This window comes from Dickeya oryzae, assembly GCF_020406815.2.
GTDB lineage: Bacteria > Pseudomonadota > Gammaproteobacteria > Enterobacterales > Enterobacteriaceae > Dickeya > Dickeya oryzae.
The window spans coordinates 3986222-3998293 of record NZ_CP162670.1 but is presented as its reverse complement, the minus strand read 5'-3'; the positions used below and the strand labels follow the sequence as shown (position 1 = coordinate 3998293).

11 protein-coding genes, 3 tRNA genes and 1 CRISPR repeat array are annotated in these 12072 nt (G+C 56.9%); of the genes, 9 read left to right on the top strand and 5 right to left on the bottom strand.

Going from position 1 to position 12072, the window contains the following annotated elements; all coding sequences use genetic code 11:
* Window positions 1-39: 39 nt before the first annotated feature.
* A CRISPR array of direct repeats spans window positions 40-1412; the repeat unit is 29 nt; unit sequence GTGTTCCCCGCGCCAGCGGGGATAAACCG.
* 192 nt (window positions 1413-1604) lie between these two features.
* From deoC to deoD, 4 genes are all read left to right on the top strand, one after another.
* Window positions 1605-2384, top strand: a complete 780-nt coding sequence (gene deoC / locus LF929_RS17535; protein WP_226093457.1) for a deoxyribose-phosphate aldolase — start codon at window positions 1605-1607, stop codon at window positions 2382-2384.
* 60 nt (window positions 2385-2444) lie between these two features.
* Complete coding sequence (gene deoA, locus LF929_RS17530) at window positions 2445-3776, top strand: thymidine phosphorylase (protein WP_016943559.1); 1332 nt, start codon at window positions 2445-2447, stop codon at window positions 3774-3776.
* An 82-nt stretch (window positions 3777-3858) separates the two neighbouring features.
* A complete protein-coding gene (gene deoB, locus LF929_RS17525) occupies window positions 3859-5082 on the top strand; it encodes a phosphopentomutase (protein WP_226093458.1) in 1224 nt (407 codons plus the stop codon).
* A gap of 144 nt (window positions 5083-5226) precedes the next feature.
* A complete protein-coding gene (gene deoD / locus LF929_RS17520) occupies window positions 5227-5952 on the top strand; it encodes a purine-nucleoside phosphorylase (protein ID WP_016943561.1) in 726 nt (241 codons plus the stop codon).
* A 64-nt stretch (window positions 5953-6016) separates the two neighbouring features.
* Here deoD and rimI read toward each other — a convergent pair whose 3' ends face one another.
* Both rimI and LF929_RS17510 read right to left on the bottom strand, forming a co-directional pair.
* Window positions 6017-6460 carry a ribosomal protein S18-alanine N-acetyltransferase gene (rimI, locus tag LF929_RS17515; RefSeq protein WP_016943562.1) on the bottom strand — a complete coding sequence of 148 codons (444 nt, stop codon included), beginning with the start codon at window positions 6458-6460 and terminating at the stop codon, window positions 6017-6019.
* Window positions 6429-6848, bottom strand: coding sequence for a DNA polymerase III subunit psi (locus tag LF929_RS17510; RefSeq protein ID WP_016943563.1), 420 nt, complete (start codon window positions 6846-6848; stop codon window positions 6429-6431). Before LF929_RS17510 ends, rimI begins: the two co-directional genes overlap by 32 nt.
* 174 nt (window positions 6849-7022) lie before the next feature.
* Between LF929_RS17510 and rsmC the strand changes: the two genes are divergently transcribed.
* Window positions 7023-8051 (top strand): 16S rRNA (guanine(1207)-N(2))-methyltransferase RsmC, encoded by a 1029-nt coding sequence (rsmC, locus tag LF929_RS17505; protein WP_012883359.1) that lies wholly within the window; start codon window positions 7023-7025, stop codon window positions 8049-8051.
* A 68-nt stretch (window positions 8052-8119) separates the two neighbouring features.
* On the opposite strand, the gene LF929_RS17500 is transcribed toward rsmC, so the two are convergent.
* Window positions 8120-9115 (bottom strand): aldo/keto reductase, encoded by a 996-nt coding sequence (locus LF929_RS17500; protein WP_210174335.1) that lies wholly within the window; start codon window positions 9113-9115, stop codon window positions 8120-8122.
* 114 nt (window positions 9116-9229) lie between these two features.
* Here LF929_RS17500 and LF929_RS17495 point away from each other — a divergent pair, with 114 nt between their 5' ends.
* From LF929_RS17495 to LF929_RS17480, 4 genes are all read left to right on the top strand, one after another.
* On the top strand, window positions 9230-10132 hold the full coding sequence (locus tag LF929_RS17495) for a LysR family transcriptional regulator (protein WP_210174334.1): 903 nt from the start codon (window positions 9230-9232) through the stop codon (window positions 10130-10132).
* A 116-nt stretch (window positions 10133-10248) separates the two neighbouring features.
* A tRNA-Leu gene (locus LF929_RS17490) sits at window positions 10249-10334 on the top strand.
* 32 nt (window positions 10335-10366) lie between these two features.
* A tRNA-Leu gene (locus tag LF929_RS17485) sits at window positions 10367-10452 on the top strand.
* 73 nt (window positions 10453-10525) lie between these two features.
* Window positions 10526-10611: transfer RNA gene (locus LF929_RS17480), tRNA-Leu, on the top strand.
* Window positions 10612-10720: 109 nt separating this feature from the next.
* Here the strand turns inward: LF929_RS17480 and LF929_RS17475 are convergent.
* Entirely contained in the window at window positions 10721-11017 is a 297-nt protein-coding gene (locus LF929_RS17475; RefSeq protein ID WP_016943567.1) for a DUF1435 domain-containing protein, read from the bottom strand.
* Window positions 11018-11133: 116 nt separating this feature from the next.
* On the bottom strand, window positions 11134-12039 hold the full coding sequence (locus LF929_RS17470; protein ID WP_210175893.1) for a LysR family transcriptional regulator: 906 nt from the start codon (window positions 12037-12039) through the stop codon (window positions 11134-11136).
* Between the last annotated feature and the right edge of the window lie 33 nt (window positions 12040-12072).

Below are 12072 nucleotides of genomic sequence, written 5' to 3'. Positions count from 1 at the left end.
GCTTTAAAAGTCATTAGAAAACAAGTATATACTTTTAGAGTGTTCCCCGCGCCAGCGGGGATAAACCTTTAGGGTTGCGCTTCAGCACTTTCAGCAAGCTCGTGTTCCCCGCGCCAGCGGGGATAAACCGCTGGATCAGGCCGCCGGACGGCGTACCGAATTGTGTTCCCCGCGCCAGCGGGGATAAACCGTCGCTCGGGATTACCCGTGGCATCTGGATACAGTGTTCCCCGCGCCAGCGGGGATAAACCGGTATTCTTTCGATGCACTGCCAAGCAGGGCTGGTGTTCCCCGCGCCAGCGGGGATAAACCGCGCTTCTGGCGTGAGTAAAGCGGAATCTTTAAGTGTTCCCCGCGCCAGCGGGGATAAACCGCGACAACGACTACGACTCAGGAGCCTGCGGCCGTGTTCCCCGCGCCAGCGGGGATAAACCGGCCGCGACCGACAAGAAGCGCCGCGCTGCATAGTGTTCCCCGCGCCAGCGGGGATAAACCGTGAGGACAGTGTTTTTTTCCAACTGTTTTCACGTGTTCCCCGCGCCAGCGGGGATAAACCGGCGGGATGTACCCCTCTGAGCGAAAACCGTCTGTGTTCCCCGCGCCAGCGGGGATAAACCGCGCGACAGGACGACCATGTTTGAGTTCGCTCAGTGTTCCCCGCGCCAGCGGGGATAAACCGATGAGCTTGCTACTGGCAGTGCTGGAATGGGGGTGTTCCCCGCGCCAGCGGGGATAAACCGAGCGCTTGCGCAAAAAGATGTACACCACACGGCGTGTTCCCCGCGCCAGCGGGGATAAACCGCGGAATAACGCACTATTAGGAGTGGATATGATGTGTTCCCCGCGCCAGCGGGGATAAACCGTGGCGAGCTTTGTTACTGTGCCGGTCACGTTAGTGTTCCCCGCGCCAGCGGGGATAAACCGCAGATGGAATGCATTCCCTTTAAGTGTTACGCGTGTTCCCCGCGCCAGCGGGGATAAACCGAAAATGGCCGTTTTTGAATAGCTGGTAAACCGGTGTTCCCCGCGCCAGCGGGGATAAACCGCCAATCCGATGGCTGTGGTTGAGGTAATTATGGTGTTCCCCGCGCCAGCGGGGATAAACCGATGGTGTAACTAATGTTGCTAATTGGGCTGTTGTGTTCCCCGCGCCAGCGGGGATAAACCGGAATATTCCTCTCACAGCGTACCTCAACCGACGTGTTCCCCGCGCCAGCGGGGATAAACCGCTCAATTTCGGCAGGAACATGAATCGGTTCGCGTGTTCCCCGCGCCAGCGGGGATAAACCGCTTGACATGAACAGTATGCCGCGTCTTTTCACGTGTTCCCCGCGCCAGCGGGGATAAACCGTGGGCTGGCGTGTACGGCGGTGCTGGTGTCCTGTGTTCCCCGCGTTAGCGGGGATAAGCGTTAACGTAATAGCGCGGCACAATCCGTCGCGATGCATTGGGCTTTATTGTGATAATATTCACATCTATCGTGAATTATGTGTGTGTAATTTCTTTTTTATGTGAATAAAACCACAAAAAGGGTTGTCATCTCCGGGTGAAATAGCAGTATTCGCCGGAGAGATGACCGTGTGGTCGATAAGCGGGAGCCTTGTATGACTGATTTAACTGCAGCAGCGCAGCGTGCGCTGGGATTGATGGATTTAACCACCCTGAATGACGACGACACCTATGAAAAGGTGACGGCCCTGTGTCGTCAGGCCAATAGCCCGGCGGGGAAAACCGCCGCTATTTGCATCTATCCGCGTTTCATACCGCTGGCGCGCAAGGTGCTGCGTGAGCAGGGTACGCCGGATGTTCGTATCGCCACCGTGACCAATTTTCCACACGGTAACGACGACATTGATATCGCGCTGGCGGAAACCAATGCGGCTATCGCCTATGGTGCCGACGAGGTGGACGTGGTGTTCCCGTATCGGGCGTTGATGGCGGGTAACCGCGAGGTCGGTTTCGAGCTGGTGAAAGCCTGTAAAGCGGCCTGTGCGGCAGCCGGTGTGCTGTTGAAGGTCATCATTGAAACCGGTGAGCTGAAAACCGACGCACTGATCCGTGAAGCCAGTGAGATTGCTATTGATGCGGGAGCGGATTTCATCAAAACCTCGACCGGAAAAGTCGCGGTAAACGCTACGCTGCATTCGGCTGAGGTGATGTTGAGTGTCATCCGCGATAAAGGCGTTGGCGAGCAGGTTGGGTTTAAACCCGCGGGTGGTGTGCGTACGGCACAAGATGCTGCCGATTATCTGCAACTGGCCGATAGCATAATGGGCGCTGGCTGGGCAGATGCCCGTCATTTTCGCTTCGGCGCGTCCGGTTTGCTCGGCAGCTTGCTGACCACACTGGGCCACGCCGTCGGGCAGGCACGCAGCAGCTACTAATGCGGTTCGTGCTACCGGCGCGACGCAGACGTACCTCAGCACCAGACAGGAGAAGCTATCGTGTTTCTGATTCAGGAAATTATTCGTAAAAAACGGGACGGCCATCCGCTCAGTGCGGAAGAGATTCGCTTTTTTATTAACGGTGTGCGCGATAACACCGTGTCAGAGGGGCAGATCGCCGCACTGGCGATGACCATCTTCTTTCACGATATGACGATGGATGAACGGGTGTCGCTGACGCTGGCGATGCGCGACTCCGGCACCGTGTTAGATTGGTCCGGCTTGCACCTGAATGGCCCGCTGGTGGACAAGCACTCTACCGGTGGTGTTGGCGATGTGACATCGCTGATGCTGGGGCCGATGGTGGCGGCTTGTGGCGGCTATGTGCCGATGATCTCTGGCCGGGGACTGGGCCACACCGGTGGCACGCTGGATAAACTGGAGTCTATTCCGGGGCTGGATATCTTCCCTGATGACGAGGTGTTTCGTCAGATTATTCGTCAGGTTGGGGTGGCGATTATCGGACAAACCAGCTCGCTGGCTCCGGCAGACAAGCGTTTTTACGCCACCCGCGACATCACCGCTACCGTGGATTCCATCCCGCTGATTACCGCTTCCATTCTGGCGAAAAAACTGGCGGAAGGGCTGGATGCGCTGGTGATGGATGTTAAGGTCGGTTCCGGTGCGTTTATGCCGACCTATGAACAGTCTGAACAGCTGGCGAAGGCGATTGTCGGTGTCGCCAATAATGCCGGTTGCCGTACCAGTGCGCTGTTAACCGACATGAACCAGGTGCTGGCTTCCAGTGCGGGTAACGCGTTGGAAGTCCGCGAAGCGGTGCGTTTTCTGACCGGCGAGCAGCGTAATCCTCGCCTGTTTGAAGTGACGATGGCGCTGTGCGAATCGATGTTGCTGTCGGGCAACCTGGCGCGCGACGCCGCCGAGGCGCGAGCCAAACTCCAGAGTGCGTTGGACAGTGGCCGTGCGGCGGAGGTCTTTGGCCGTATGGTGGCAGCCCAGCATGGCCCGGCGGATTTCGTCGAGCATTACGATCGTTATCTGCAACCGGCGACGCTAAGCAAACCCGTGTTTGCCGAACGGGATGGGATTGTCAGCGCGATGGATGCACGAGCGTTGGGTATGGTTGTGGTGGCGTTGGGTGGTGGCCGACGTCAGGCCAGTGATATCATTGATAGCAGCGTAGGGTTGAGTGACATGGTCAGCCTGGGTGATCGGGTGGATGCCGAGCGTCCGCTGGCGGTTATCCATGCCAGAACCGAATCGGATTGGCAGCAGGCGGCACAGGCGTTGCGTGAAGCAATCTGTCTGGATTCTCAGGCACCTGCGCCTTGTCCATTGATTTATCGCCGACTGGATATCGCGGATATCTAAGCGTTGGTCGCCGTTTTGCCCTACGCGCATTTATACTTTATGTACACGCTGTGCCCTTACGCACGACGCAGGAGATAACAACATGAAACGTGCATTTATTATGGTTCTCGACTCGTTTGGGATTGGCAGCACTGCTGATGCCAGGCGGTTTGGCGACGCGGGTTCAGATACGCTGGGCCATATCGCACAGGCCTGCGCACAAGGCAAGGCGGATACCGGTCGGCAGGGGCCGCTGCGGTTGCCGAACCTGAGCCGTTTAGGGTTGGGCAAGTCGGCGGAAGGCTCCACCGGGCAGTTCCCGCCGGGGCTGGATGCACAGGCGGATATCATCGGCGCGTATGCCTACGCCAGCGAAATCTCCTCGGGTAAAGATACGCCATCCGGCCACTGGGAAATCGCCGGGGTGCCGGTGTTGTTCGACTGGGGCTACTTCCTCGACGAACACAACAGCTTCCCGCAGGCGTTGCTGGACCGGCTGGTAGAACGCGCCGGGTTGCCGGGCTATCTCGGTAACTGCCACTCTTCCGGTACGGTGATCCTTGACCAGCTTGGCGAGGAGCACATGAAAACCGGCAAGCCGATTTTCTATACCTCGGCGGATTCGGTATTTCAGATCGCCTGCCATGAAGAGACCTTCGGGCTGGATAAACTGTATGAACTGTGTGAAATCGCCCGTGAGGAACTGACCGAAGGCGGTTACAACATTGGTCGCGTGATCGCCCGGCCGTTTGTCGGTGATAAAGCCGGCCAGTTCCAGCGTACCGGCAATCGCCATGATCTGGCGGTGGAACCGCCAGCACCGACCATGCTGAAAAAGCTGGTGGATGAAAAAGGCGGCCGGGTGGTATCGGTAGGGAAAATCGCCGATATCTACGCTAACGTCGGCATCACCAAAAAGATCAAAGCTACCGGTATCGATGCGTTGTTTGACGCCACGCTCAGCGAAATGGAGCAGGCGGGTGACAACACCATCGTGTTCACCAACTTTGTGGATTTCGACTCATCTTACGGCCATCGTCGTGATGTGGCAGGGTATGCCGCCGCGCTGGAGCTGTTTGACCGCCGCCTGCCGGAGATGCTCGCTCGCGTGACGGGTGATGACATTCTGATTCTGACGGCCGACCACGGCTGTGACCCGACCTGGCCCGGAACCGATCACACCCGTGAGCACGTACCGGTACTGATGTACGGACCGGGTGTGAAGCCGGGTGATTACGGCCATCGCACCACCTTTGCCGACATCGGCCAGACGGTTGCCCGTTATTTCGGCCTGTCGCCGATGGATTACGGTACGCCGCTGTTTTAACGGATCGGCTCGATGTTTTATGGATCAATGTTTTATGGATCAATGCTTTGATGGATCGATACGTTGATAGGTCGATGCGCTGACCGCGCGACGCTATACTTCATCATCATGAATTCACACTGGATTTAAAAAGGAAGAAAAAGGATGGCTACGCCACATATCAATGCAGAAATGGGTGACTTCGCTGACGTGGTACTGATGCCGGGCGACCCGCTGCGCGCTAAGTACATCGCGGAAACCTTTCTGGAAAACGCGGTGGAAGTGAACAACGTGCGTGGCATGCTGGGCTTCACCGGGACTTACAAAGGACGTCGTATCTCCGTGATGGGCCACGGCATGGGCATCCCGTCCTGCTCGATTTACACCAAAGAGCTGATAACCGAGTTCGGCGTGAAGAAAATCATCCGCGTGGGGTCCTGCGGTGCGGTGCGCGCCGATGTGAAACTGCGTGATGTCGTGATCGGCATGGGGGCTTGCACCGATTCCAAAGTGAACCGCATGCGCTTTAAAGATCATGATTTCTCGGCGATTGCCGATTTTGATCTGCTGCGTCACGCGGTGGATGCGGCGAAAGCACGCGGCATCAACGCCCGCGTTGGTAACCTATTCTCCGCTGATTTGTTCTACACGCCGGACCCGCAAATGTTCGACGTGATGGAAAAATACGGCATTCTGGGTGTGGAAATGGAAGCGGCCGGTATCTACGGCGTGGCGGCGGAATTTGGCGCGAAAGCGCTGGCTATCTGCACCGTGTCCGACCATATCCGCACCCACGAGCAGACCACGGCAGCCGAGCGCCAGACCACCTTCAACGAGATGATCGAAATCGCGCTGGAGTCGGTACTGCTGGGCGACGCCGCTGAGGCTTGATGCGATAAAACAACGCTGCCGCCTGGCAGCGTTGTTATTTTCAGCTTCTGTATCTCCCGCCTTATCACCCCAGCGGTAGCGCCATAATAATGGCGTCTTCGCGGCCGTTGGCAGTCGGGTAATAATCCCGCCGTACCGAGACTTCGTTAAATCCCAAACTTTGATACAGCGCGATGGCGCGGGCGTTGGACGCGCGCACTTCCAGCCACAGCGTCACAATGCCACGCTGCTCCAGTTCGGTAATCAGGTGTTCCAGCAACTGACGCCCGTAGCCGTGGCGCTGGTGCGCCGGGTCAACCGCAATATTGAACAGCGTGGCTTCATCCAGCACCACCTGGGTGATGGCGTAGGCCACCAGTTGCTGGTCATGACACAGTTTCAGGTTGAGGTAACGCTCGCCCTGATTGCTGATGAAGGTTTTTTCGCTCCACGGAAAAGCGTGGCTTAAGCATTCAATATCAAACGCCTGCGGCAGGTCAGCCGTGGTCAGGGTGGAAATCATGTTCATGGTGACAAATCTGTTGCCACAGGGCGCGTTTCGCCCCGGCGTTGTGAGAGAGCTCGGCCAGAGATGGGCTGGTCAGTTGCACGCCATCCAATGCCAGCGCATCGGTGACTGGCTGACCCAGCCACCAACTGTGGCAGCGGGTATGTTCCGGTAGCATCTGTGCCTGACGTGGCGTCAGGCTTATCATCTGCTGCGAAGAGAGATTCAGGCTGCGCAAAACATCCTGTAACAGCGGGTCATCGCTGGCGGGCAGTGGATCGGCGATGATAATCAGCCGGGCATCAGGCGGCAGGCTGACGGCGATTTCGCCTTTCAGCACCGACGGACGACGCAAGGTCCACTGGGTGATCCCCAGTTGCTGTAACAGCCAGTCCCGTCTTGATGTCATGCCTTACTCACTCTGCGTGCGATGTTAGTGCCCGTGGTAACCGCGCCCGATGTCGCAAATCGTCGTATCTGGCGATGGTGGCGCACGATTGTGCGGCGCTATGCTAACAAATCGCTGAACCTGCGCCAACAAACCACTATAATCCTCGCTCAGTTTATTGAGGAGCCAGACCTGATGTCAGCATTAACCCCCGCCAGTGAAGTGATATTGCGCCATAGTGATGAATTTGTTGCCCGCCGGGTACTGTTTGCCGGTGATTTGCAGGATACATTGCCTGCGCATTTTGAGGCGGCGGCCGTTACTGTGCACACCACGCAATACCATCATTGGCAGCAGTTGCAGCCTGTATTGGGCGACAACGTGCATTTTTCGCTGCTGGCGCAGGCGGATATGGTCGCCGGGTGCGACACCTTGATTTACTACTGGCCGAAGAGCAAACAGGAAGCACAGTTCCAGTTGTCTAATCTGCTGTCGCTGTTGCCGGTCGGCTGTGAGATTTTTGTCGTCGGCGAAAACCGTAGTGGGGTGCGCAGCGCTGAAGGTATTTTGGAGCCGATCGCCGCTATCAATAAGATAGACAGCGCACGTCGCTGCGGTTTGTACCACGGTCGTCTGGATGCTGCTTCCGCGTTTGCACTGGAAGACTGGTGGCTGGAATATGACGTGGATGGTGTGCCGGTACGCACATTGCCGGGGGTATTCAGCCGTGAGGGACTGGATAGCGGCAGCCAGTTGCTGCTCTCGACGCTGGAACCGCATCGTAAAGGGAAAGTGTTGGATCTTGCCTGCGGTGCTGGGGTGCTGGCGGCGTCATTCGCCCGGTTATCGCCGAAAATTCGCCTGACGCTGAGCGATGTGAGCGCGGCGGCGCTGGAAGCCAGCCAGGCGACGCTGGCGGCGAATGGACTGGAAGGCCAGGTTATCGCCAGCAATGCCTACTCGGATATTCAAGGGCGCTTTGATCTGATTATCTCGAACCCACCGTTCCACGACGGCATGCAAACCAGCCTGCATGCGGCGGAAATGATGATTCGCGGTGCTGCCGCTCATCTGAACATCGAAGGTGAACTGCGCATCGTCGCCAACGCCTTCCTGCCATACCCGGCGCTGTTGGACGAGACATTCGGCAGTCATGAAGTGTTGGCTCAGACCGGCCGTTTCCGCGTGTACCGCGCTGTGCTGCGTCGCCATAAAAACCGCTGATTCACCCGAAAGTAACCCGCAATTCACTTGAAGGTCCGGCTTTCTCGCCGGACCTTCAGGCTTGATGCTCAGGCGTTATCGATCGTCGCCATCCCCTCTCGGCCATAGCGCTCGCCAGCCGCGACATGCGGCGGGAAGATAGCGTTAATCTCATCCAGTTCCTGTGGTGTCAGGGATATCGACTGTGCGCCGATATTTTCTTCCAGATAGCGACGACGTTTGGTCCCAGGGATCGGCACGATATGCTCGTCTTGTGCCATCACCCAAGCTAATGCCAATTGTGAGGGCGTGACGGCTTTTTCCCGCGCCATTTGCGTGACTTTTTCTACCAGTTGTAGATTTTTAGCGAAATTCTCATCGCTAAAACGCGGGTTACTGCGCCGAAAATCGTCTGCGGCCAGGGCCTCCGGGCGCGTGATGGCACCGGTCAGGAAGCCACGCCCCAACGGGCTGTAAGGCACAAAACCGATACCCAGACGGCGACAGGTGGGGAGGATCTCCGCTTCCACATCGCGTGTCCACAAGGAGTATTCACTTTGCAGTGCGGTGATAGGATGCACGCGCTGTGCCCGCTCCAGCGTGGCGGCAGACGCCTCGCTCAGGCCGATATACCGAATCTTGCCCGCTTTCACCAAATCAGCCAGCGCGCCAACGCTCTCTTCGATCGGCACGGCCGGGTCGATGCGATGCTGGTAGTAGAGATCGATAACATCAACGCCCAGACGCGTCAGACTGCCCTCAACGGCCTGACGGATATACTCAGGTCGGCCACAGACACCGCGCAACGCCGGGTTGGCCGGATCGCGCAAAATGCCGAATTTGGTAGCCAGAAACACCTGATCCCGTTTGCCCTTGATGGCTTTGCCTACCTGTATTTCATTGGTGTGGGGGCCGTACATGTCGGCGGTGTCCAGCAGGGTGACACCCAGTTCCAGCGCCCGATGCAGGGTGGCGATGGCCTCGTTTTCATCCTGACGGGTGGAATAGAAGTCACTCATTCCCATACAGCCGAGGCCGAGGGCAGATACCGTTGGCCCCTGCGGGCCGAGTTTTCGCTGTTGCATGTTTCTTGCTCCGTGTTGTTAGCGGCGGTTTCTCAGTGTGGTTGTTTCAATCAAAAAGATAAATTCGCGGTTTTATGCAACACTGTTTGTAAAATACAAACAATGGAGCCGGGAATGGATCAGGTTCAGGCCATGCGGGTCTTCGTGCGTATCGTGGAGGCGGAGAGCTTCAGTCGGGCGGCGGAAAAGCTGGGATTGCCGCGCGCCACCGTGAGCCAGACGCTGAAACGGCTGGAAGTCAGGCTGGGCGTGCGCTTGCTGCAACGTACTACACGTCAGGTACAGGTGACGGACGAAGGCCTGCTGTACTACCAGCGTTGTGTTCAACTGCTGGCGGAGTTCGACGAGACGGACGCGTTGTTTTCCCATCAGCGTCAGCAGCCCAGCGGCCGTGTGCGTATCGATATGCCTCACTCGCTGGCACGACAGGTGGTGATCCCGTCATTACCTGCGTTTTACCGCCGGTACCCGCAGATTTCACTGGTGCTGAGTGCCAACGACGCGGCGATTAATGTGTTGCGAGAAGGCGTGGACTGCGTATTGCGTGCCTGGCAGGTGGACGATGACTCACTGGTCGCGCGATCATTGCCGTCGCTGCCGCAGGTTACCTGTGCTTCGTCGGCCTATTGTGCGGAGTTTGGTGTGCCTGACTCGCTGGAGGCGCTGGCGACACACCGCATGGTCGGGTATTTTTCGTTACGCACATTGCAGCGTTATCCGCTGGAATTCATGCAGCAAGGGCAGCTCGTTACCCGTACCTTGCCCAGTCTGGTCGAGATAAGCGGTGCGGATGCGTATATCGCTGCCTGTCAGGCCGGGATGGGGATTATCCAGGCTCCCCGTTATGGCCTGGAGTCGTTGCTCTCTGGCGGCGAATTGATTGAGATACTGCCGCAGTTGCCACCGCCCGACATGCCGCTGTATGTGATGTATCCTTCCGGGCGTTTTCTGGCACCGCGCATTCGGGCCGTGATCGACTGGTTGTCGCAATGCTTTCATCAGCCACCGTTTGGGTGAATGCTGGTTTTTACAGCAAACGCTGTAGCGCTAAGGAAATAATGATTGACGTTGGTGCGAAAATCTCTAGAATGCGCCTCCGTGGTGGCATTATGTGACGTAATGTTGCTTGGTTTGCGAAGGTGGCGGAATTGGTAGACGCGCTAGCTTCAGGTGTTAGTGTCCTTAGGACGTGAGGGTTCAAGTCCCTCTCTTCGCACCAAACTCACCACAGATTTGTATTTCACAGTACCTGCGAAGGTGGCGGAATTGGTAGACGCGCTAGCTTCAGGTGTTAGTGTCCTCAGGACGTGAGGGTTCAAGTCCCTCTCTTCGCACCACTGGGATACAAATCAGCATCTTGTTGTATCATCGCAGTAAGTAATCGTGTAGTAAGCAATCGTAGTACACAGTGCGAAGGTGGCGGAATTGGTAGACGCGCTAGCTTCAGGTGTTAGTGTCCTTAGGACGTGAGGGTTCAAGTCCCTCTCTTCGCACCACTCTCCTTATCTTTCTTTGGCTTCAACACAGCAATACCCACCCATAACTACATCTACTACTGTTCGTTTTTCCCTCATATTTCCTCATGCGCCTGACCGTTATGCTGATTCAGGGCCAATGCGGCCAGCCTTTAAGCGTGAGCGACAGCGCCGCCAGGCCGCCTGCCAGTGCAATGCAGGAAGGCAGCAGCAGATAGTGGCGCATACGCCGGTGGAACAACATGCCCACCGTGAGCAGCATGGCCAGCGCACAGATGTATTTTAAGTGCGTTTGATTCAGTTCCGGCAGGGCCAGTAACGGCATCAACGCAGCCGGTAGCAGTACACCCCAGGCGCTGGACAGGCGTTTACCAAAATACCAGCTTATTCCCCACAGCCCGCACGCTGCGATCATGGCAGTCAGCATGGTGGTTTCTCTTGTTGATAATGATAACCAATATCATATATCAGATTTTCCGCTACACAACCGATGCTGTGTGATTTTTCTATGACCTGCCGTTTGGCCGACGGCAGGGGGATAAATCAGGCAGATTCAGGCGCGTCACGCAGATAGCTGCGTACCAGCTGTAACATGTTGAGTAGCGTGGCATTGCGGTCATGTTTACGCCAGATGACGGCAATCTGCGTGGTGAGGTGGGGGGTGTTGGTATCGTGGTAGGTCACATTACCGGTCTGGATGCTGGTCATCGATGCCGGGACGAAGGTCACGCCAAAGCCGGATGCCACCATACTGATGGTCGCGGTGAGGTGTGGTGCCAGCGGGTTGATTTTGGGCTGATAACCCGACAAGTAGCAGGCCCGGACAATCAGGTCGTGCAGGCTGGGGCAGAGCTCACGTGGGAAAATAATCAGCGGTTCATTCTGCAACTGCCCAAGATTGATTCGCGTTTGATCGCTAAATGGGTGGTTTTCCGGCAGCACCAGACGCATCGGCTCGTTAGCCAGCAGTTCACCTTCAAACTCTTCGCCGATGTTGTCTGGCAGGCGTACAAACGCGATATCGATGGTGCGGTTACGCAGGCTCTCCAGAATTTCATGGATGTGCTCTTCCCGCGGCTGTAGCCGTATTTTGGGGTAGTGTTGTCGATAGCGGCGCAGCAGTGTCAGTACCGCTGGGTGAAAGGTGACGGCGCAGGAAAAGCCGACATTGATAACGCCGCTCTCTCCACGAGCGATGCTGCGCACCCTTTCCACGGCGGCATCGGTCAGCTCAAGAATATGGTTGGCGTCTTGATACAGCGCTTCGCCCGCTTCCGTCATCTCCACTCCACGGGTTAGCCGCTTGAACAGCGGTGTGCCGATCTCCCGCTCAAGCTTTTGAATCTGCTGACTTAATGGGGGCTGTGATATGCCAAGGCTTTCCGCTGCACGGGTGAAATGCCGGGTTGAGGCCACTGCGACAAAATAGCGCAGATAACGTAATTCCATATATTTTCGATCTCCAATTGGCCACTTCTCTGT